The 21,811-nt window shown below is 60.1% G+C and carries 20 protein-coding genes; 12 read left to right on the top strand and 8 right to left on the bottom strand.

Features of this window, described 5'->3' with window-relative positions; genetic code table 11:
• Window positions 1-58 precede the first annotated feature (58 nt).
• Together ICA15_RS11075 and ICA15_RS11070 are read right to left on the bottom strand one after the other, a co-directional pair.
• A complete protein-coding gene (locus tag ICA15_RS11075) occupies window positions 59-946 on the bottom strand; it encodes a 3-keto-5-aminohexanoate cleavage protein (protein WP_210553500.1) in 888 nt (295 codons plus the stop codon).
• 75 nt (window positions 947-1,021) lie between these two features.
• Complete coding sequence (locus ICA15_RS11070) at window positions 1,022-1,966, bottom strand: choline ABC transporter substrate-binding protein (RefSeq protein ID WP_210553501.1); 945 nt, start codon at window positions 1,964-1,966, stop codon at window positions 1,022-1,024.
• 192 nt (window positions 1,967-2,158) lie between these two features.
• Between ICA15_RS11070 and ICA15_RS11065 the strand changes: the two genes are divergently transcribed.
• Complete coding sequence (locus ICA15_RS11065) at window positions 2,159-3,103, top strand: GlxA family transcriptional regulator (RefSeq protein WP_042561464.1); 945 nt, start codon at window positions 2,159-2,161, stop codon at window positions 3,101-3,103.
• 90 nt (window positions 3,104-3,193) lie between these two features.
• Here ICA15_RS11065 and ICA15_RS11060 read toward each other — a convergent pair whose 3' ends face one another.
• From ICA15_RS11060 to ICA15_RS11050, 3 genes are all read right to left on the bottom strand, one after another.
• Window positions 3,194-3,610, bottom strand: a complete 417-nt coding sequence (locus tag ICA15_RS11060) for a DUF3010 family protein (protein ID WP_150593657.1) — start codon at window positions 3,608-3,610, stop codon at window positions 3,194-3,196.
• Between the two features lie 28 nt (window positions 3,611-3,638).
• A complete protein-coding gene (locus ICA15_RS11055; RefSeq protein WP_210553502.1) occupies window positions 3,639-3,962 on the bottom strand; it encodes a helix-turn-helix domain-containing protein in 324 nt (107 codons plus the stop codon).
• A gap of 102 nt (window positions 3,963-4,064) precedes the next feature.
• Window positions 4,065-4,466, bottom strand: coding sequence for a lysozyme inhibitor LprI family protein (locus tag ICA15_RS11050; RefSeq protein ID WP_210553503.1), 402 nt, complete (start codon window positions 4,464-4,466; stop codon window positions 4,065-4,067).
• Between the two features lie 233 nt (window positions 4,467-4,699).
• Here ICA15_RS11050 and ICA15_RS11045 point away from each other — a divergent pair, with 233 nt between their 5' ends.
• The 7 genes from ICA15_RS11045 (at window position 4,700) to ICA15_RS11015 (ending at window position 13,335) form a co-directional block, all read left to right on the top strand.
• Window positions 4,700-5,677 (top strand): dipeptidase, encoded by a 978-nt coding sequence (locus tag ICA15_RS11045; RefSeq protein ID WP_034153590.1) that lies wholly within the window; start codon window positions 4,700-4,702, stop codon window positions 5,675-5,677.
• A gap of 97 nt (window positions 5,678-5,774) precedes the next feature.
• Window positions 5,775-6,305 carry a DUF5943 domain-containing protein gene (locus ICA15_RS11040; RefSeq protein WP_005792152.1) on the top strand — a complete coding sequence of 177 codons (531 nt, stop codon included), beginning with the start codon at window positions 5,775-5,777 and terminating at the stop codon, window positions 6,303-6,305.
• 15 nt (window positions 6,306-6,320) lie between these two features.
• The gene (gene dgcA / locus ICA15_RS11035; RefSeq protein ID WP_210553504.1) at window positions 6,321-8,381 is read left to right on the top strand and encodes an NADH:flavin oxidoreductase; all 2,061 of its coding nucleotides are present in this window, start codon (window positions 6,321-6,323) and stop codon (window positions 8,379-8,381) included.
• A gap of 132 nt (window positions 8,382-8,513) precedes the next feature.
• Window positions 8,514-10,463, top strand: coding sequence for a dimethylglycine demethylation protein DgcB (gene dgcB, locus ICA15_RS11030; protein WP_150617787.1), 1,950 nt, complete (start codon window positions 8,514-8,516; stop codon window positions 10,461-10,463).
• On the top strand, window positions 10,463-11,683 hold the full coding sequence (locus ICA15_RS11025) for an electron transfer flavoprotein subunit alpha/FixB family protein (protein ID WP_210553505.1): 1,221 nt from the start codon (window positions 10,463-10,465) through the stop codon (window positions 11,681-11,683). Before dgcB ends, ICA15_RS11025 begins: the two co-directional genes overlap by 1 nt.
• Before the next feature lie 9 nt (window positions 11,684-11,692).
• Complete coding sequence (locus ICA15_RS11020) at window positions 11,693-12,463, top strand: electron transfer flavoprotein subunit beta (RefSeq protein ID WP_150601893.1); 771 nt, start codon at window positions 11,693-11,695, stop codon at window positions 12,461-12,463.
• Between the two features lie 659 nt (window positions 12,464-13,122).
• Entirely contained in the window at window positions 13,123-13,335 is a 213-nt protein-coding gene (locus ICA15_RS11015) for a hypothetical protein (protein WP_150617785.1), read from the top strand.
• Here ICA15_RS11015 and gbcA read toward each other — a convergent pair.
• Complete coding sequence (gene gbcA / locus ICA15_RS11010) at window positions 13,332-14,627, bottom strand: glycine-betaine demethylase subunit GbcA (protein WP_150617784.1); 1,296 nt, start codon at window positions 14,625-14,627, stop codon at window positions 13,332-13,334. The genes ICA15_RS11015 and gbcA overlap by 4 nt on opposite strands.
• A gap of 297 nt (window positions 14,628-14,924) precedes the next feature.
• On the opposite strand from gbcA, the gene gbcB reads away from it, so the two are divergent.
• The gene (gene gbcB, locus ICA15_RS11005) at window positions 14,925-16,025 is read left to right on the top strand and encodes a glycine-betaine demethylase subunit GbcB (protein ID WP_150601891.1); all 1,101 of its coding nucleotides are present in this window, start codon (window positions 14,925-14,927) and stop codon (window positions 16,023-16,025) included.
• A gap of 105 nt (window positions 16,026-16,130) precedes the next feature.
• Here gbcB and ICA15_RS11000 read toward each other — a convergent pair whose 3' ends face one another.
• Together ICA15_RS11000 and ICA15_RS10995 are read right to left on the bottom strand one after the other, a co-directional pair.
• Window positions 16,131-16,955 carry an SDR family oxidoreductase gene (locus ICA15_RS11000; RefSeq protein ID WP_210553506.1) on the bottom strand — a complete coding sequence of 275 codons (825 nt, stop codon included), beginning with the start codon at window positions 16,953-16,955 and terminating at the stop codon, window positions 16,131-16,133.
• A gap of 193 nt (window positions 16,956-17,148) precedes the next feature.
• Window positions 17,149-18,189: a low specificity L-threonine aldolase gene (locus tag ICA15_RS10995; protein WP_042561452.1), complete on the bottom strand. Its 1,041-nt coding sequence runs from the start codon at window positions 18,187-18,189 to the stop codon at window positions 17,149-17,151.
• 127 nt (window positions 18,190-18,316) lie between these two features.
• Here ICA15_RS10995 and ICA15_RS10990 point away from each other — a divergent pair, with 127 nt between their 5' ends.
• The 3 genes from ICA15_RS10990 to ICA15_RS10980 all read left to right on the top strand — a co-directional run bounded on the left by ICA15_RS10990 (window position 18,317) and on the right by ICA15_RS10980 (window position 21,811).
• Window positions 18,317-19,027: a TraX family protein gene (locus ICA15_RS10990; protein WP_210553507.1), complete on the top strand. Its 711-nt coding sequence runs from the start codon at window positions 18,317-18,319 to the stop codon at window positions 19,025-19,027.
• Window positions 19,028-19,286: 259 nt separating this feature from the next.
• Window positions 19,287-20,540, top strand: a complete 1,254-nt coding sequence (glyA, locus tag ICA15_RS10985; RefSeq protein ID WP_150601887.1) for a serine hydroxymethyltransferase — start codon at window positions 19,287-19,289, stop codon at window positions 20,538-20,540.
• A gap of 20 nt (window positions 20,541-20,560) precedes the next feature.
• A complete protein-coding gene (locus ICA15_RS10980) occupies window positions 20,561-21,811 on the top strand; it encodes a sarcosine oxidase subunit beta (protein ID WP_047303829.1) in 1,251 nt (416 codons plus the stop codon).

The raw sequence follows: 21,811 nt of genomic DNA, 5'->3' as shown, positions 1-21,811 counted from the left end.
AACAAGATCAAAAGATCGCAGCCTTCGGCAGCTCCTACAGGAGAGATTGTGTGTAGGTTTAGCGGCGCTGGGTCAGGCCCATCTTGTGGCGGCCTTCAGCCGGGGGCAGCACGCGGGCGCCGAGGCGGCTGAGGATTTCGGTGGCGCGTTCGACCAGTTGGCCGTTGGTCGCCAACACACCCTTGTCCAGCCACAGATTGTCTTCCAGGCCGACCCGCACGTTGCCACCGAGCAGCACCGCTTGCGCGGCCATCGGCATCTGCATCCGGCCAATGCCGAACCCGGCCCACACTGCGTCTGCCGGCAGGTTATCGACCATGGCTTTCATGGTGGTGGTGTCGGCCGGCGCGCCCCACGGGATGCCCAGGCACAGCTGAAACAACGGGTTGTCGAGCAGACCCTCCTTGATCATCTGCTTGGCGAACCACAGGTGGCCGGTGTCGAAAATTTCCAGTTCGGCTTTCACGCCCAGTTCGGTGATGCGTTTGGCACCCGCGCGCAGTTGCGCCGGGGTGGAGACGTAAATGGTGTCGCCGTCGCCGAAGTTCAGCGTGCCGCAGTCGAGGGTGCAGATTTCCGGCAGCAGTTCTTCGACATGAGCGAGGCGGGTCAGCGGGCCGACCAGATCGGTGTTCGGGCCGAACTCCATCGGGTTCTCGCCAGCGCCGATTTCCAGGTCGCCACCCATGCCGGCCGTGAGGTTGACGATGATGTCGACGTCGGCCTCGCGGATCCGCTCCATCACTTCGCGGTACAGCGCCACGTCGCGGCTGAACTTGCCGGTCTGCGGATCGCGCACATGGCAATGCACGACCGTCGCGCCAGCCTTGGCGGCTTCCACCGCTGCAGCGGCGATCTGTTTCGGGGTGACCGGCACGTGCGGGCTGCGGGCGGTCGTGTCGCCAGCACCGGTGAGTGCGCAGGTGATGATGACGTCGTGGTTCATGAGGCGGTTTCCTTCAGGCGTGATGGGTCTGTCCGCAGCCCTTGTCGGGCTGCGAAGCGATGATTCAGGGGTGATTTACTGGCTGGTCAGTTTCAGGTTTTCAGCCGCCGGTTTGCCGTCGAAAGTGGTCACACCTTCGAGCCAGCGCTGTTTGTCTTGCGGGTGATCCTTGAGCCATTGCCTGGCGGATTCGAACGCGTCCTTGTGATCGAGCAGCGGTTGCATCATCCGGCTCTCGTCTTCGGCGGTGTACGTCAGGTTGGTCAGCAGCCGACCGATGTTCGGACACTGTTCGGCGTATTTGGGCGACGTTACCGTCCATACGGTGGCCATACCTTCGTTCGGGCCGAGGGCGTCTTCGCTGCCAGTGAGGTAAGTCATCTTCACGTTGACGTTCATCGGGTGCGGCGCCCAGCCGAAGAACACCACAGCCTCTTTGCGGCGCACGGCGCGATCAACCGCCGCGAGCATGCCGGCCTCGCTTGATTCGACCAGTTGGAATTTGCCCAGGCCGAACTGATTCTTGGCGATCATTGCCTTGATCTGCGTGTTGGCGCCCGAGCCTGGCTCGATGCCGTAAATCTTGCCGCCCAGTTCTTTCTCGAATTTGGCGATGTCGGCGAAAGTTTTCAGACCCTTGTCAGCCAGGTAAGTCGGTACGGCGAGCGTGGCGCGGGCGTCTTTGAGGCTTGGCGCTTCGAGGACTTTGACCTGATTGGCGTCGACGAACGGAGTGATGGTCTGGGTCATCAGCGGGTTCCAGTAGCCGAGGAACAGGTCCAGGCGCTGATCGCGGATCCCTGCGAAGATGATTTGCTGGGACGCGCTGGTTTGTTTGGTGTTGTAGCCGAGGCCGTCGAGCAGGACCTGGGTCATGGCGCTGGTAGCGATCACGTCGGTCCAGTTGACCACGCCCATGCGTACGTTCTGGCAAGACGCGGGTTCGGCCGCCATGACACTGGCGCTCAAGAAAGCGGTACCGCTGAGTGCAAGAACACAGCTGCTGATCAGTCGTTTCATGTCGGGTTCCTCGGCAGGTCGTTTATTGTGGGTTCCGGCGTCTGATGCGTCGGTGATGCAAAGTTACGCAGCAATGCGCCCGTGAAAGCGCACTACGGCGACTGGCACTTGCACTGTAGCGACCTGCACTCTTGAACGACGATGACAAACGGCGTATCAACATCTCACGCTACCCGCCAACCGAGTGCGCCCATGTCCCAGGATTTCTACTTTTTGCTGATGCCGGGGTTTTCCGCGATCGGCTTTATCTCCGCGATCGAACCGCTGCGGGTGGCCAACCGTTTTCGCGGCGAGCTGTACCGCTGGCACGTGCTCAGCGCCGATGGCGGGGCAGTGCTGGCGAGCAATGGCATGTCGGTCAACGCCGATGCGGCGCTGGAGCCGCTGAAGAAGGGTGCGACGCTGTTGGTGGTCGCCGGATTCGAACCGCTGAAATTCGCCACGCCGACGCTCGAGCATTGGCTGCGCCGACTGGATAACGAAGGCGTCACCCTCGGCGCCATCGACACCGGCAGCTTCGTCCTCGCCGAGGCGGGCCTGCTCGAGGGCCATCGCCTGACCCTGCATTGGGAGGCGATCGACGCGTTCAAGGAATCTTATCCACAGCTCAGCGTGACGCAGGAACTGTTCGAGATTGACCGGCGGCGCATCACCTCGGCCGGTGGCACCGCTTCCATCGATTTAATGCTCGATCTGATCGCCCAGGCCCACGGCCCGCAACTGGCGATCCAGGTCAGCGAGCAATTTGTGTTAGGCCGCATCCGCCCGCGCAAAGACCACCAGCGCATGGAGGTCGCCACGCGTTATGGCATCAGCAACAAGAAACTGGTGCAGGTGATTGGCGAGATGGAACAGCACAGCGAACCGCCGCTGAGCACGCTGCAACTGGCGGAATCGATCAAAGTCACGCGGCGACAACTGGAGCGGTTGTTTCGGCTGCATCTGAACGATACGCCGAGCAATTTCTATCTGCGCTTAAGGCTGGAGAAGGCTCGGCAGTTGTTGCGCCAGACGGATATGAGCGTGCTCGAAGTAAGCATCGCCTGCGGGTTTGAATCACCGTCATATTTCACCCGTAGCTATAGGGCGAAGTTCGCACGCTGTCCGCGAGAAGACCGGCGTACTGCCCAAGCTTGAAAATCAAAAGATCGCAGCCTTCGGCAGCTCCTACATGAGATCCCCTGTAGGAGCTGCCGAAGGCTGCGATCTTTTGATCTTGCTGTTTGCTTACTTCTTCACCAGCGCTGAGCAAGCGGCCTTGTAAGCCTCATGCTGATATTTGTTCAACGTCCCCGGCAGCTCGAAATTATGCTTCTTCGCCTGCGCATTAATCGTCTGCGGCGACAGCAGCGTCACCTCACACCCATCGAGCAACTGAAACACACCCTCGATCTTGAACGTCGTCGGCCCACCGGCAAACTCACCCTTCTTGCTGCGCTTCTTGATCGCAATCCGGTCAATCGAATTTTCGCGTACAAACGACGCGACCTGCGCGGCGAAGCGTTTGACGTTGGCTGCCTCGTCGTCATCGTCGAGGGCGATTTTCTTGGTGGCGAGAGGGATGTGGCTCAGGGTCGAACCGTCGAGAGCGGCCACGGCGATGATCGCTTCGCTGCCTTTGATTTCAATGCCGCAGATGTTCATGGGAATTCCTTTGAATGAAGAGGGCTGCCTACAGCTCAAGCTGACTGGCCGTGATGCCGAACGCTGCTGCAATTTTCTCGCGGGTTGCCTTGCGTGGCTTCGCTACCGTTTCTTGTTGAGCGAACGCCGGTTGGGAAATACCCAGGCGCTTGGCCACGTCTTCCTGTGTCAGATTGAGATGTTCGCGCCAGGCGCGGATTGGTGTCGCCCCGTCGACCAATCGACTGACCACCTCGTGCGGGATCAGATCCGGCTGCATTTTCTGTGCGACGTATTGCGCATAGGGAATGACCACGAAGGCGGGTTTGCCCTCGGCATCATTGATGATTTGGATGTCTTTGGACATTGTCATGGTCGGAGAAATATAAGTCTTTTATAAGATTTTAGGATCCTTGCTTATATTTCTCGCGAAACCAATCAGCAACGTTTGACGGCATGTTGCGAGGAGTCAGGATCACTCCTGCCCAATCGACTCCAAAAACTCCGACCGTTCATCACTCATCCGGGCCACGCAATCGTTCTGTGCAATTTTGAACGCCTTACTGCCATCCGTCGCCGGGAAGGCTTCTACCGCGCAATCCGCATCCCGCGTCTTCAGCCATTGCTGCTGGGCAGTCTTGAGTTTGGCGGTGATGTCAGCCAGTTGCGTCGGGTTTTTGCCGTACGCGGTCTGCATGCGTTCGGTGAGGCTGGCGTAGTTGTCCTTGAGCAGGTCTTCGGCCGCGGTGCGGCTGTAGGTCGAGCACTCCAGGGTCTGCACGTCGTTTTCGACTGCGTCGCACGGGTTGTTGTCGGACTCTTCGGCGGCGTGTACGCCGGTCGCAATCAGTGCCAGGGCCAGGAAGATCGATTTCATTGAGGTCGCCGCTCTCATCCAGTGGTGTATCCAAGATGCGGGGATTCTGGCTCAAGCTTGCGGGCTTGAACAGGTGGCTGGTCGGGCCGCCTGACGACCCTTTGTCGCGGATTGACGCTTTCGGCAATTCCCCTGTCGTTTTTGCACCCGGTCGCCCCTGCACCGAGGCATATGCTGGCCCCAAAGCGCCGGCAGACGATTCGGCGCATGAATCGCCAATAAGGGGACGCCTGATGAGCCCAGCCGAATTACACGCCGACAGCATCGTTATCGACGGTCTGATCATTGCCAAATGGAACCGCGAGCTGTTTGAAGACATGCGCAAGGGCGGTCTGACGGCGGCCAACTGCACTGTGTCGGTGTGGGAAGGCTTTCAGGCGACCGTCAATAACATCGCCGCCAGCCAGAAGCTGATCCGCGAGAACAGCGATCTGGTAATGCCGGTGCGCACCACCGCCGATATCCGTCGCGCCAAGGAGCAGGGCAAGACCGGCATCCTCTTCGGCTTCCAGAATGCTCACGCGTTTGAAGACCAGATCGGCTATGTCGAGGTGTTCAAGCAGCTCGGCGTCGGCATCGTGCAGATGTGCTACAACACCCAGAACCTGGTCGGCACCGGTTGCTACGAGCGTGATGGCGGGCTGTCGGGTTTTGGTCGCGAGATCGTCGCCGAGATGAACCGCGTTGGTGTCATGTGCGACCTGTCCCACGTCGGTTCCAAGACTTCCGAAGAAGTCATCCTCGAATCGAAAAAACCGGTCTGCTACTCCCACTGCCTGCCGTCGGGGCTCAAGGAGCACCCGCGCAACAAGTCCGATGAAGAACTCAAATTCATTGCCGACCACGGCGGTTTCGTCGGCGTGACCATGTTCGCGCCGTTCCTCGCCAAGGGCATCGATTCGACCATCGACGACTACGCCGAAGCTATTGAATACGTGATGAACATCGTCGGCGAAGACGCCATCGGTATCGGCACCGATTTCACTCAGGGCCACGGCCAGGACTTTTTCGAATACCTGACCCACGACAAGGGCTACGCCCGCCGTCTGACCAGCTTCGGCAAGATCATCAACCCGCTGGGCATCCGCACCGTCGGCGAGTTCCCGAACCTGACTGAAACCCTGCTCAAGCGCGGCCATCCCGAACGTGTGGTGCGCAAGATCATGGGCGAAAACTGGGTCAACGTCTTGAAAGACGTCTGGGGCGAGTAACGCTTTCCAAGACCGCCGCCGAACTGCCCCCTCTCCTGCGGGAGAGGGCTGGGCTGCGGCCAACACTGAATCCAAATTTTTCCGGAGTTAAGTTTCCATGGCCAAGATCGCCCCGCAATTGCCAATCGAAGTCGACAGCGAAACCGGTGTCTGGACCTCTGACGCCCTGCCGATGCTGTACGTGCCACGCCACTTCTTTGTGAATAACCACATGGGCATCGAAGAGGTTCTGGGCGCTGACGCGTACGCCGAGATCCTCTACAAAGCCGGCTACAAGTCCGCCTGGCACTGGTGTGAAAAAGAAGCTGAATGCCACGGCCTGGAAGGCGTCGCGGTGTTCGAGCACTACATGAAACGTCTGTCGCAGCGCGGCTGGGGTCTGTTCAAGATCCAGGACATCGACCTCGACAAAGGCACCGCCAGCGTCAAGCTCGAACACTCGGCGTTTGTCTACGTCTACGGCAAGGTCGGGCGCAAGGTCGACTACATGTTCACTGGCTGGTTTGCCGGCGCGATGGATCAGATTCTTGAAGCTCGCGGCAGCAAGATTCGCACGGTTGCCGAGCAAGTCTACGGTGGCTCCGAAGAAGGCCACGACGACGGCTTGTTCACCGTCAAGCCGTTGTAAGTCGAGGAACCCGTCATGGCTTTCGAAGCAATGTTCCAGCCGATCCAGATCGGCAAACTGACCATCCGCAACCGTGTGCTCAGCACCGCGCACGCCGAGGTCTACGCGACTGACGGCGGCATGACCACCGACCGCTACGTCAAGTATTACGAAGAGAAAGCCAAGGGCGGCATCGGCCTGGCGATTTGCGGCGGTTCGTCCAGCGTGGCCATCGACAGTCCGCAAGGCTGGTGGAAATCGGTGAACCTGGCGGACGACCGGATCATCCCGCACTTCCAGAACCTGGCCGACGCCATGCACAAGCATGGCGCCAAGATCATGATCCAGATTACCCACATGGGCCGTCGCTCACGCTGGGACGGCGAGCATTGGCCAACCCTGCTGTCGCCGTCGGGCATCCGCGAACCGGTGCATCGCGCGACCTGCAAAACCATCGAACCGGAAGAAATCTGGCGGGTGATCGGCAACTACGCCACCGCTGCTGGCCGCGCCAAGGCCGGTGGTCTGGACGGCGTCGAGCTGTCCGCCGTGCACCAGCACATGATCGACCAGTTCTGGAGCCCGCGCGTCAACAAGCGCACCGATGAATGGGGTGGCAGTTTCGAGAACCGCATGCGTTTCGGTCTGGAAGTGCTCAAGGCTGTGCGCAAGGAAGTCGGCGACGATTTCTGCGTCGGCATCCGCTTGTGCGGCGACGAATTCCACCCGGACGGCTTGTCCCACGAGGACATGAAACAGATCGCCAAGTACTACGACGACACCGGCATGCTCGACTTCATCGGCGTGGTCGGTTCGGGTTGCGACACTCACAACACCCTGGCCAACGTTATCCCCAACATGAGTTATCCACCGGAGCCGTTTCTGCATTTGGCGGCCGGGATCAAAGAGGTGGTGAAAGCCCCGGTGCTGCATGCGCAGAACATCAAGGACCCGAACCAGGCCACGCGGATTCTCGAGGGCGGTTATGTCGATATGGTCGGCATGACCCGCGCGCACATCGCCGACCCGCACCTGATCGCCAAGATCAAGATGGGCCAGATCGACCAGATCAAACAGTGTGTCGGCGCCAACTATTGCATCGACCGTCAATACCAGGGTCTGGACGTGCTGTGCATCCAGAACGCCGCAACGTCCCGGGAATACATGGGCGTGCCGCACATCATCGAAAAATCCACCGGCATCAAGCGCAAAGTCGTGGTCGTCGGTGCCGGCCCGGCCGGGATGGAAGCGGCGCGTGTGTCCGCTGAACGCGGCCACGACGTGACGCTGTTCGAGAAAAAAGAATTCATCGGCGGGCAGATCACTACCGCATCGAAAGCACCGCAGCGCGACCAGATCGCCGGCATTACCCGCTGGTTCCAGTTGGAACTGGCGCGGCTGAAAGTCGACCTGCGTCTGGGCACTGCGGCTGATGTCGCCACGATCATGGATTTGCGTCCGGACGTGGTGGTGCTGGCGGTTGGCGGACATCCGTTCCTTGAGCAGAACGAACACTGGGGCGCGGCCGAAGGGCTGGTGGTCAGCAGTTGGGACGTGCTCGACGGCAAGGTTGCGCCGGGCAAGAACGTGCTGGTCTACGACACCATTTGCGAGTTCACCGGGATGTCGGTTGCCGACTTCCTCGCCGACAAGGGCAGCCAGGTCGAGATCGTCACCGACGACATCAAACCCGGCGTGGCTGTTGGCGGTACGTCGTTCCCGACCTACTACCGCAGCATGTATCCGAAAGAAGTGATCATGACCGGCGACATGATGCTGGAGAAGGTCTACCGCGAAGGCGACAAACTGATCGCGGTGTTGGAGAACGAATACACCGGTGCCAAAGAGGAGCGGGTGGTCGATCAGGTGGTCGTGGAAAACGGCGTGCGTCCGGACGAAGAGCTGTATTACGGGCTCAAGGAAGGATCGCGCAACAAGGGCCAGATCGATATCGATGCGTTGTTTGCGATCAAGCCGCAGCCATCGCTGAGCAACACGGGTGACGGCTACTTGCTGTTCCGCATCGGCGACTGCGTGGCGCAGCGCAACACACACGCCGCGATCTACGACGCCCTGCGCCTCTGCAAGGATTTCTAAATCCCCCTGTAGGAGCTGCCGAAGGCTGCGATCTTTTGATCTTGCTATTGAAGACCCAGATCAAAAGATCGCAGCCTTCGGCAGCTCCTACATCGACCGTGTTTTCTGGCTGTACTGGTGGGAGCAACACCTATGTTGAACACCCTTCTTCCAATCCTGTTGTTCGCAGCCCTGGGCCTCGCTGTCCTTGGCGCGTTGCGGCGGGTGGCGATGTGGCGTCGGGGCCGGGCCTCGAAGGTCGATCTGATCGGCGGCCTGCTCGCCATGCCCAAGCGCTACATGGTCGATTTGCACCATGTGGTGGCGCGGGACAAATACATCGCCAATACCCACGTGGCCACGGCCGGCGGCGCGGTGGCGTCGATTGTGCTGGCGATTCTGGTACACGGCTTTGGCCTGCATAACCGCATCCTCGGTTACGCCTTGCTGCTGATGTCGGCGGTGATGTTCGTCGGCGCGATCTTCGTTTATCTGCGCCGGCGCAACCCGCCGGCACGCCTGTCGAAAGGCCCGTGGATGCGCCTGCCGAAAAGCCTGCTGGCATTCTCGGCGTCATTCTTTTTGGTGACCTTGCCGGTGGCCGGGATTCTGCCGCAGGACTTCGGCGGCTGGCTGCTGGCAGTCATTCTCGGGATCGGCGTGCTGTGGGGCGTGTCGGAATTGCTCTTTGGCATGACCTGGGGCGGGCCGATGAAGCACGCCTTCGCTGGCGCCCTGCATCTGGCCTGGCACCGTCGCGCCGAACGTTTTGGCGGCGGTCGCTCCACCGGGCTGAAGCCTTTGGATCTCAACGACCCGACCGCACCGCTGGGTGTGGAAAAACCCAAGGATTTCACCTGGAATCAACTGCTCGGCTTCGATGCCTGCGTGCAATGCGGCAAGTGTGAAGCCGCATGCCCGGCGTTCGCTGCCGGCCAGCCGCTGAACCCGAAAAAACTGATTCAAGACATGGTCGTCGGCCTCGCTGGCGGCACCGATGCCAAGTTCGCTGGCAGCCCTTATCCAGGCAAGCCAGTCGGCGAGCATTCAGGCAATCCGCATCAACCGATCGTCAACGGTCTGGTCGATGCCGAGACCCTGTGGTCATGCACCACCTGCCGCGCCTGCGTCGAGGAGTGCCCGATGATGATCGAGCACGTCGATGCCATCGTCGACATGCGCCGCCACCTCACTCTGGAAAAAGGCGCGACCCCAAACAAGGGCGCTGAAGTCCTGGAAAACCTCATCGCCACCGACAACCCCGGCGGTTTCGCACCGGGCGGGCGGATGAACTGGGCGGCCGACCTCAACCTCAATCTGATGAGCGAAAAGAAATCCACCGACGTGCTGTTCTGGGTCGGTGACGGCGCCTTCGACATGCGCAACCAGCGCACCTTGCGCGCCTTCGTCAAAGTGCTGAAGGCAGCGAAAGTCGACTTCGCCGTACTCGGTCTTGAGGAACGTGACAGCGGCGACGTGGCCCGCCGTCTCGGCGACGAAGCGACGTTTCAGCAGCTCGCCAAACGCAATATTCAGACTTTGGCCAAGTACAGCTTCAACCGCATCGTCACCTGTGATCCGCACAGTTTTCATGTGCTGAAAAACGAGTACGGCGCGTTCGACGGCAACTACCTGGTGCAGCACCACAGCACCTACATGGCGGAAATCATTGAGGCCGGCGCGCTCAACCTCGGGCAGCACAAAGGCAACAGCGTGACCTATCACGATCCATGCTATCTCGGCCGTTACAACGGCGAGTACGAAGCGCCGCGTGAAGTGCTGCGTGCGCTCGGTATTGAAGTCAAAGAGATGCAGCGTTCGGGCTTTCGCTCGCGTTGCTGCGGCGGCGGTGGCGGCGCGCCGATCACCGACATCCCGGGCAAACAGCGTATCCCCGACATGCGCATGGACGACATCCGCGAAACCGGTGCTGAACTGGTGGCCGTGGGTTGTCCACAGTGCACGGCGATGCTCGAAGGCGTGGTCGAACCGCGGCCGCTGATCAAGGACATTGCCGAACTGGTCGCCGACGCGCTGCTCGAAGACGCCGCGCCAAGCAAGCCGACCACACCGGCCAAACGTGAACCTGCGGAGGCCCACTGATGAGCGACATTATCCGCCGCGATCCGCGCGCCGAATGGATCGCCCGCAACCGTCTGCATCCGCTGCACGCCGCCATGCAACCGGCGCAACACAGCTGGATGGGACCCAACGGCGTCATCCGTAAAAACCTGCACGGCATCGGTTTTATCGGCCCCAACGGCATCAAGCGTATCGACCGCAGCGGCGCGCAACAGGGCGGGGCGACTAAACGTTCTGCGGCTGTGGAAGTGCAGTTGCCGCTGCATCAGGTGCCGGCGCCGGCGTTTTATATCAGCGTGGTGCCGGACATGGTCGGTGGCCGCTTGAGCAGCCACGACCGCGACTTGCTGGGTCTCGCCCATGAGTTGGCCGGCAAGGATGGCGCGGTGTTGGCCGTGGTCTTTGGTGAACATAAGGAAAGTGCGTTTGCCACTGCCGGCGTTGACCGCTTGCTGGTGCTCGACGGTGAGGAATTCAACGGTTATGCACCGGAACAACGGGTGCAAGGCTTGCGGGCTGTGGATAACCAGTTCAGTCCCCGTCACTGGCTGCTGCCGGACAGTCGCAGCGGTGGCGGTGAACTCGGCCGTCGCTTTGCTGCAGCGTTGGGAGAACGCCCGGCCACACGGGTCTGGCAGGTCAAGGATGAGCAATGCATCGGCCGCGCCGGTGCCGGGCTGCAAGACCTGGCGCGTCCGGTCGCACGATTGATTCTGGCTTCGGCCGAGTGCGCCGAGCCCGTTAGCGAAAGCCGTCACGAAGCGCTGCCCGTGGAGTTATCCACAAGCGTCGCGCGCAGCTTGTCGCGAATCGAGGATCTGGGCGCGGTAGCGGTGGACCCGGCGGCGATTCCCATGGCCGAGGCCGAGTTCATCTTCTCCGGCGGTAACGGGGTCAAGGACTGGGCGCTTTTTCACCAAACCGCCGCCGCTCTGGGTGCCACCGAAGGCGCTTCGCGGGTGGCGGTGGACGACGGCTACATGGCGCGCGATCGTCAGGTTGGCGCGTCCGGTACCTGGGTCACTGCGCGGGTGTATGTGGCGGTGGGGATTTCCGGGGCGATCCAGCATCTGCAAGGCATTGGCGCCTGCGACAAAGTGGTGGCGATCAACCTCGATCCGGGTTGCGACATGATCAAGCGTGCGGACTTGTCAGTGATTGGCGAGAGCGCAGAAATTCTTCAAGCCTTGATCGCGGCGGTAGCGGCCTACCGCAACGACGCCAAGCGCGATGCGGCTTAAGGAAACGCGATGAACACAAAAATCATCAGTCTGGTTTCAATCGGCGCCCACCCAACCTCCGGCCGCCCACGCCGCGCCGAACAGGATGCACGGGCAGTGGAACTGGGTTTGCAACTGGCTGGGGATAACCTGCAAGTGCTGCACGCCGGCGACGTTGCTGAACCGGCGTTGCGCGCCTATCTGGGCATGGGCCTGGAGCAGATGCACGTGTTGGAGCAACCGGCGGGCGCGGATGCGTTGCCGGCGCTGACGGCTTACCTGCGAGAGGCCGGTGCTCAAGTGGTGCTGACGGGGAGCCAGGCAGAAACCGGCGAGGGCTCGGGCATGTTGCCGTTCCTGCTGGCCGAAGGGTTGGGTTGGCCGCTGGTAGTCGGATTGGCCCAGGTCGAGTCGATCAACGATGGCTCGGCGCTGGTGCTGCAAGCACTACCGCGTGGCCAGCGGCGGCGGTTGAAGGTCAAGCTGCCGTTTCTGGCAACTGTGGATAACGCGGCGCCGAAGCCGAGGCAGAGTGCGTATGGGCCGGCGCGGCGTGGGCTGTTGGAGGCGGATGACGTCGAAGTCATCGACGATGAGCTTTTGTCTGTTGCCACATTGCAACCGGCCAAGCCTCGGCCGAAGCGTCTGAAAGTGATCAAGGCCAAGAGTGGCGCTGATCGGATGAAGGCGGCTACGGCCAAGGCCAGTGGCGGTGGGGGGCAAGTACTCAAAGGCGTCACGGCGCAAGCCGGCGCCGAAGCCATCCTCAAACTGCTGATCGAAGAAGGCGTTGTCCGCTGACACCCTGCAAAGCCCCTGTAGGAGCTGTCGAGTAAAACGAGGCTGCGATCTTTTGATCTTCAAAATCAAGATCAAAAGATCGCAGCGTGCCGCAGCTCCTACAGGTGATCGCGAATTCTTACCCACAATCCCTGTTGGCGGATCTGTGGATAACGTGTTCGTCCATCCCCGCACCCCACGCCAATCAAGCCCTGCAAGCCTGTGATCAAAAAACAACCAGCCTAAGTTGCGGTTTTTACGGACTTTTTTCCCCAGCCGAACGCATAAGTTGCCCCCAATCTCTGTTGGCGCTTCTGTGGATAAGATGTTCGCTATCCGCTACAAGCCTTGTAAAACATGGTCTGTGGGGTTCTGATCAAAAAACAACCTAATCGTCATTTAACTCGGGTAAATCCCTCGAAAACCCTGATTCTGTACAGTCTTCAGGGCTTTTCCACAGATCCGGCAAAGTTACCCCCGATTACTGTTGGCGCTTCTGTGGATAAGGTGTTCGCCATCCTCTGTAAGCCATACAAACCGCCGCATACAGAGATGTGATCAAAAAACACCCAATACCTATCCCAAACTGTACTTCTGCATAAGTCACGGTTTTTCTTGGCAAATCATTGGAATATTTTTCGAGTCATCCACAGTTGTCCCCATTTGCTGTGGGTGGGTATGTGGATAAGTTGTTTGCGGAAGGCTGGGGGGCTTGGTGGGTATGGTGTGTGGCGTGGTTGATCAAAATTCATCCACTGGAGGTCAAAGGTGAATGTCAGGACGCCATCGCTGGCAAGCCAGCTCCCACAGGGTTGTTGGTGTTCACCGAATTTGTGAGCGCCACAAAACCTGTAGGAGCTGCCGAAGGCAGCGATCTTTTGATCTCGCTTTAACCCTGGACAGGGACGCCTTTGAGGTAAGGCGCAGGTTCTGCGCCGAGATTGCTCAGCAGTCTTTCGCTGTACCAGTCAACAAAGTTCACCACGCCAAATTCATAGGTTTTGGAGTAAGGCCCTGGCTGGTAAGCCGTGGAGTTGATCCCACGCTGGTTCTCTTCGGCCAGACGCCGGTCCTGATCATTGGTCGCATCCCACACCTGGCGCATGCGCTCAACGTCGTAATCGACGCCTTCGACCGCATCCTTGTGCACGATCCACTTGGTGGTAACCATGGTTTCCTGCGCGCTGATCGGCCACACAGTGAAGACGATGATGTGATCGCCCATGCAGTGGTTCCACGAGTGCGGCAGGTGCAGGATGCGCATCGAACCCAGATCCGGGTTTTTGATGCGGCCCATCAGTTTGGCGCAGCCCTGTTTGCCGTCGAGGGTCATCGACACGGTGCCCTTGAGCAGCGGCATGCGCACGATGCGGTTGCGCAGGCCGAAACTGGCGTGGGCATAAGGGATCTTTTCAGCTTCCCAGGCAGCAGCGGAGGCAGCGACGTGATCCTTGAACGCCTGATCGGCGCGTGGGTCGGTGACATCGTCCCATTCCAGCAGGGTTTTCAGCAGTTCCGGGTGCGAGGCGTTGCAGTGGTAGCACTCACGATTGTTTTCCAGCACCAGTTTCCAGTTGGCTTTTTCGAACAAGGTGGTCTGTATCGCCACCTTGGTGTTCTCCATGTCGTAGGGTTCCATGTAGTGGTTCAGCGTCGACAGGAAGTCATCAATGGCCGGTGGATTCTCCGCCAGGCTGATAAAGATGTAGCCGCCAGCGGTCTTCACGTTCACCGGTTTGAGGCCGTACTGCTTCATGTCGAAGTCGGCGCCCATTTCGGTGCCGGCGAACAGCAGGCGACCGTCCAGCTCGTAGGTCCACTGGTGGTAATGGCAAACCAGTTTGGCGACCTTGCCCTTTTCACTGGTGCACAGGCGCGAGCCACGGTGGCGGCAGACGTTGTGGAACGCATGCACCACTCCCTCGGCCCCACGAATCACGATGATCGGGTTCTTGCCGATCTGCAGCGTCAGGTAGTTGCCCTTGGCCGGGATCTCGCAGGTCATGCCGGCAATCAACCACTCTTTCTGGAAGATCTCCTGCATGTCGATATCGAACAGCCGCTCGTCGCTGTAGAACGGTTGCGGTAGCGAGAAGGTGCGCTCGCGCTCCTGCAACATTTGGGCGGTGGCCTTGCGTGCGGGTTCCAGCGGATCGCCCAGGCTGATTTTTGCGGTGACGTCCATCGATGTGATCCTCATGGCCATCTGCGTGGCCGGCGAAAAGTGGCTGATCAGGTGTGCTGCTAACGGTTGCTACGCAAGGTGTAAAGAATCTGTCTTGGTGTTGGGGCGAGTGTGGGGCCGGCGCTGGGCGGAACCTTATCCATGGGCGACATGGTGCAATCTGTTCCCGACGCGCAACCCCCTGTGGTTGGGGGCTGGTCGCGATAAGTATGCCGATGTCGCGGATAGGTAAACGGACGGTTCGCGCTATACGCAGAATCGCCGACATGAGGCCGACAGTCGGCCGTGGAGAACAGCATGTCCAACAGCTTCCTGAATCCGGTCACCACCCAGACCTGGGCCAATGGCCGACACATCGTCCGTTGCGTCAAAGTCATCCAGGAAACCTGGGACGTGCGCACCTTCTGCTTCATGGCCGATCAGCCGATCCTGTTCTTCTTCAAGCCCGGGCAGTTCGTCACCCTGGAGCTGGAAATCGAAGGCCAGCCGATCATGCGCTCTTACACCATTTCCAGTTCGCCGTCGGTGCCGTACAGCTTTTCGGTGACGATCAAACGGGTGCCGGGCGGCAAGGTTTCCAACTGGCTGCACGACACGCTGCACGAGGGCCAGGAGTTGGCGGTGCACGGGCCGGTCGGGCTGTTCAATGCCATGGACTATCCGAGCCCGAAAGTCCTGTACCTGAGCGGCGGCGTCGGTATCACGCCGTGCATGTCGATGGCGCGCTGGTTCTACGACACCAATGCCAACGTCGACATGACCTTTATCCACAGCGCGCGCTCGCCCAAAGACATCATTTACCACCGTGAGCTGGAACACATGGCCTCGCGGATCGACAACTTCAGCCTGCACCTGATCTGCGAGAAGCACGGCTTGGGTGAGCCGTGGGCCGGGTATCGCGGTTACCTCAATCACAAGATGCTCGAACTGATGGTGCCCGACTTTCTTGAGCGCGAAGTGTTCTGCTGCGGGCCGACGCCGTACATGAACGCAGTCAAGCGGCTGCTGGAAGCCGCCGGTTACGACATGTCGCGCTACCACGAAGAATCCTTCGGTGCCACGCCCCCCGAGGCTCGCGCCGATGCTGTCGAACAGGCCGAGCAAGCCGCGGACGCGCCGGAAGTCGATGCGGCGGATCTGCATCAGGTGGAATTCACCGCCTCCGGCAAGAGCATTCGTGTGGCACCGGGTGAGACCGTGCATGCGGCGGCGGCCAAGCTTGGGCTGATGATTCCGAAAGCCTGCGGCATGGGGATTTGCGGGACGTGCAAGGTGATGAAGCTGGGGGGTGAGGTGGAGATGGAGCACAACGGCGGGATCACCGAAGACGACGAGGCGGAAGGGTTTATCTTGTCGTGCTGCAGCGTGCCGAAGGGCGACGTCCGTATCGAGTTTTAACCACGGCCCCTGTAGGAGCTGCCGAAGGCTGCGATCTTTTGATCTTGTTTTTAAAGATCAAGATCAAAAGATCGCAGCCTTCGGCAGCTCCTACAAGGGGAGTGTTCAGTCGACGAACAGGTCGGTCATCAGCTTGTCGTCACTGCCCGGCTCGAAGCGGTAGTGCTCGAATTCGCTCGCACCCCTTTCCCGCAAAATCTCCTCATCAATCAGTAACCGCCCAGTGATCTGCCGCTGGCTGCTACTCAAAATCACATAAGCCGCATCCGCCATGATCTCCGGCGTGCGCGCATGCTTGAACGACTCTCTGTTGCCCAACTGAAACTCAATCGCTGCCGTGGCAATCATCGTTTGCGGCCACAGTGAGTTGACACTGATCCCGTACCCGGCGAATTCCTCGCTCATGCCAAGCGTCAGCATGCTCATGCCGTATTTGGTCACGGTGTACGGGCTGTATTGGGCGAACCACTTGGTCGCCAGGTTCAGCGGCGGCGACAGGTTGAGAATGTGCCCGGCGGATTTCTTCAGATAGGGCAGGGCGGCCTGGCTGCACAGGAGCACTGCGCGGGTGTTGATCTGGTGCATTAAGTCGAAACGCTTGAGTTCGATGTGTTGCACGCCGGTCAACTTGATCGCCCCGGCGTTGTTCACCAGCGCATCGATGCCGCCGAAATGTTCGTTGGCCTGAGCCAACGCGTGGCGCACCGCGTCTTCATCGCGCACATCCAGTTGCAGGGCCAAAGCTTTGCCGCCCGCCGCTTCGACCTCCGCGGCGACGCTGTGGATGGTGCCGGGCAGCTTGGCGTGGGGTTCGGCGCTTTTCGCCGCAATCACGATATTGGCCCCGTCCCGCGCGGCCCGCAGCGCAATCTCGCGGCCAATGCCACGGCTGGCGCCGGTGATGAACAGGGTTTTGCCTTGTAACGACATGCCGATGCTCCTGCTTATTGTTATGTGAGCGGAGGGCTCGACAGACAATGTAGACCAAGCAGCAAAAAGGTAATCGACGATGGGGCCGTGTAGGAGCTGCCGCAGGCTGCGATCTTTTGATTTTGTTTTTAAGATCAAGATCAAAAGATCGCAGCCTGCGGCAGCTCCTACAGGGAGAGGGGGTTGTGTCGGGTCAGGCGCTCATGACTTCACGGATATCGCGGGCCAGTTCGCGTACGCGTTCTTCTTCGGTATCCCACGAGCACATGAAGCGTGCGCCGCCCTTGCCGATGAAGGTGTAGAAGCGCCAGCCGCGTTCCGTCAGCGCGGCGATGGCCGGCTCGGACAGTTGCAGGAACACGCCGTTGGCCTGCACCGGGAACATCAGCTCGACACCCGGGATGTCGCTGACCAGTTCTGCAAGCAATTGCGCGCAGTGGTTGGCGTGGCGGGCGTATTTCAGCCAGGCGTCGTTTTCGAGGATGCCCACCCACGGTGCCGACAAAAAGCGCATCTTCGACGCCAGTTGCCCGGCCTGTTTGCAGCGGTAGTCGAAGTCTTCGGCCAGTTTGTGGTTGAAGAACAGAATCGCTTCACCGACGGCCATGCCGTTTTTGGTGCCACCAAAACACAACACATCAACACCGGCCTTCCAGGTCAGATCCGCTGGCGAGCAGCCGAGGAACGCGCAGGCGTTGGAGAAACGCGCGCCGTCCATGTGCAGGTTCAGGCCCAGTTCTTTGCAGGTGGCGCTGATGGCGCGGATTTCTTCCGGGGTGTAGACGCTGCCGACTTCAGTGGCCTGGGTCAGGGTCACGACACGCGGTTTAGGGTAGTGAATGTCCTGACGCTTGAGCGCGACTTCGCGGATCGAGGCCGGGGTGATCTTGCCGTTTTCAGTGCCGGCGATCAGCAGTTTCGAGCCGTTGGAGAAAAACTCCGGGGCGCCACATTCGTCGGTTTCGACGTGGGCGGTTTCCGAGCAGATCACGCTGTGGTAACTCTGGCACAGCGACGACAGGGCCAGCGAGTTGGCGGCGGTGCCGTTGAAGGCGAAGAATACTTCGCAATCGGTGTCGAACAGTTTGCGGAAATGGTCGGCCGCGCGAGCGGTCCATTCATCGTCGCCGTACGCGCGTTGGTGGCCGTGGTTGGCCTGTTCCATGGCAGCCCAGGCTTCAGGGCAGATACCGGAATAGTTGTCGCTGGCGAATTGTTGGCTCTTGTCGGTCATGGCCGGCTTCCGTGATCGAAACGCTTGTGGCGCTTCGTTGGTCAATGATGGTGCGCACTTTACCGAAGATCTTCCGGGGAGCACACGGGATGTCGTTGTCAAAACTCTACAAGGACACGGGCCGATTATGCACCTGAGAAAACGCGACGGCGCGCTGGATCTGCTCAAGTGGCTGGCGCTGTTGAGCATGTTGCTCGATCACCTGCGATATGTCGGGTTCTCCGTCGATTGGCTGTATGTGCCTGGGCGTTTGGCGTTTCCATGGTTTTGTCTGGCGATGGCGGCGAATCTTGATCGTGCGGGGGCGCGCAAGACCGAGTGGCGGTATCTGGGCTGGTTGCTGTTGTTCAGCCTGGTCAGCGAGATTCCGTATCGGTTGTACATTCCTGATCCCGACACGTTGAACGTCATGCCGACTTTGGCGTTGGGATTGCTGGTGGCGCGAGGCTGGCAGGATCGGACCTTGGCATCGCGAGTGCTCGGCGCTGGCGCGTTGCTGCTTTCGGCGCTGTTCTCGGAACGGCTGATGTTCGGTTTCTTTGGTGTCTTGCTGCCGCTGGCGACGTTGTGGGTGATTCGCCGGCAATGGTATTTCAGTCTGTTGCCGGGGCTGGTGTGCCTCGCGGCGAATCAGTGGCGGGTGTTGTTCGAATCTGTGCGGTTCGGCAGTGAACTGGCGATCTTCGGCCTCATCGTTTGCCTGATTGCGCCATTGCTTGGGATGTTGCTTTTGCGACATGCCCAAACGATACAGCCGCCACCGATGCGGCGCTGGGCCTACGCCCTGTATCCCGCGCATTTCCTCGTACTGCTCGCCCTGCGCCAGGTCATCGCATAACCCCTGTAGGAGCTGCCGCAGGCTGCGATCTTTTGACTTTGGCTTTTCAGAATCCAAAGCAAGATCAAAAGATCGCCGCCTGCGGCAGCTCCTACAGGGGACTGCATTCTCCAAGCCATTTCCTGCCATGTCGTAAACGCACCTTTGCGTGGCGTCCGTAGGCATTTGAGCTGTCTGCGCCGGTCATACCATCGCATCAAAGGGCACGCAGGTGCCTGACCGAGACGAATGGCGCACCGCCGCCGCTGGGAGAGACGCGATGTTCAGCAAGCAAGACCAGATCCAGGGTTACGACGATGCACTGCTGGCGGCGATGAATGCCGAGGAGCAACGTCAGGAAGATCACATCGAGCTGATCGCGTCGGAGAACTACACCAGCAAACGCGTGATGCAAGCCCAGGGCAGCGGCCTCACCAACAAATACGCCGAAGGCTATCCGGGCAAGCGCTACTACGGCGGCTGCGAGCATGTGGATAAAGTCGAAGCGCTGGCCATCGAGCGCGCCAAGCAACTGTTCGGCGCCGATTACGCCAACGTCCAGCCGCACTCCGGTTCCTCGGCCAACAGCGCCGTGTACCTGGCGTTGATCCAGCCGGGCGACACCATTCTGGGCATGAGCCTGGCCCACGGTGGTCACCTGACCCACGGCGCCAAAGTGTCGTCCTCGGGCAAGCTCTATAACGCCGTGCAGTACGGGATCAACACCGATACCGGGCTGATCGATTACGACGAGGTCGAGCGTCTGGCCGTCGAGTGCCAGCCGAAAATGATCGTCGCCGGCTTCTCGGCTTACTCGAAAACGCTGGATTTCCCGCGCTTCCGCCAGATCGCCGACAAGGTCGGTGCGCTGCTGTTCGTCGACATGGCTCACGTGGCCGGTCTGGTCGCGGCCGGTCTGTACCCGAACCCGCTGCCGTACGCCGACGTGGTCACCACCACCACGCACAAAACCCTGCGCGGCCCGCGTGGTGGTTTGATCCTGGCCAAGTCCAACGAAGAAATTGAAAAGAAACTCAACTCTGCGGTGTTCCCCGGCGCTCAGGGTGGCCCGCTGATGCACGTCATCGCCGGTAAAGCCGTGTGCTTCAAGGAAGCGCTGGAGCCTGGCTTCAAGGCGTATCAACAACAAGTGATCGACAACGCCCAGGCGATGGCGAGCGTGTTTATCAAACGTGGCTACGATGTAGTGTCCGGCGGCACCGATAACCATCTGTTCCTGGTCAGCCTGATCCGTCAGGGCCTGACCGGCAAAGATGCCGACGCCGCTCTTGGCCGTGCGCACATCACCGTCAACAAGAACGCGGTGCCGAACGATCCGCAGTCGCCGTTCGTGACTTCCGGCCTGCGCATCGGCACCCCGGCGGTGACCACGCGCGGTTTCAAGGTGACCCAGTGTGTGACGCTGGCCGGCTGGATCTGCGACATCCTCGATAACCTCGGCGATGCCGATGTCGAGGCCAATGTTGCCCAGCAGGTTTCGGCCCTGTGCGCTGACTTCCCGGTTTATCGCTGAGCGTTCTGGAGTACATGACTATGCAACGCTATTCGGGCTTCGGCCTCTTCAAACACTCGCTCAGCCACCACGAAAACTGGCAGAAAATGTGGCGCACGCCGACCCCGAAAAAGGTCTACGACGTGGTCATCGTCGGCGGCGGCGGGCACGGTCTGGCGACTGCTTACTATCTGGCGAAAGAGCACGGCATCACCAACGTCGCCGTGGTCGAGAAGGGCTGGCTGGGCGGCGGTAACACCGCGCGCAACACCACCATCGTGCGTTCCAACTACTTGTGGGACGAGTCGGCGCATCTGTACGAACATGCGATGAAATTGTGGGAAGGCCTGTCGCAGGACTTGAACTACAACGTGATGTTCTCCCAGCGCGGCGTTTACAACCTGTGCCACACCTTGCAGGACATCCGTGATTCCGAGCGTCGGGTCAGCGCCAACCGCCTCAACGGCGTCGACGGCGAGTTGCTCAACACTGAGCAAGTCGCCAACGAGATTCCGTACCTCGATTGCTCGAAAAACACCCGCTACCCAGTACTGGGCGCAACGGTCCAGCGTCGCGGCGGCGTCGCCCGTCACGATGCAGTGGCCTGGGGCTTTGCCCGTGCCGCTGATGCTTTGGGCGTGGACTTGATCCAGCAGACCGAAGTAATCGGTTTCCGCAAAGAAAACGGCGTGTGCATCGGCGTTGAAACCAACAAGGGTTTCATCGGCGCCAAGCGCGTCGGCGTGGTGACCGCTGGTAACTCCGGGCACATGGCCAAACTCGCCGGTTTCCGTCTGCCAATCGAATCCCACCCGCTGCAAGCGCTGGTGTCCGAGCCGATCAAACCGATTATCGACAGTGTGATCATGTCCAACGCCGTGCACGGTTACATCAGCCAGTCCGACAAGGGCGACCTGGTGATCGGTGCCGGTATCGACGGCTACAACGGCTACGGCCAGCGCGGTTCGTACCCGGTGATCGAGCACACCATTCAGGCCATCGTCGAGATGTTCCCGGTGTTGTCCCGTGTACGCATGAACCGTCAGTGGGGCGGCATCGTCGACACCACGCCGGATGCCTGCCCGATCATTTCGAAAACCCCGGTGCCGAACATGTTCTTCAACTGCGGTTGGGGTACCGGCGGCTTCAAGGCAACTCCCGGCTCGGGCAACGTTTTTGCCGCGAGCCTGGCCAAGGGTGAAATGCATCCGTTGGCCGCACCTTTCTCCATCGACCGTTTCCACAACGGTGCGTTGATCGATGAACACGGCGCTGCTGCGGTTGCCCACTAA

Source organism: Pseudomonas sp. P116, from assembly GCF_020149425.1.
Classification (GTDB): domain Bacteria; phylum Pseudomonadota; class Gammaproteobacteria; order Pseudomonadales; family Pseudomonadaceae; genus Aquipseudomonas; species Aquipseudomonas anatoliensis.
Note: the sequence above shows the minus strand (reverse complement) of the source record. Positions and strands in the feature narration are given on the sequence as shown.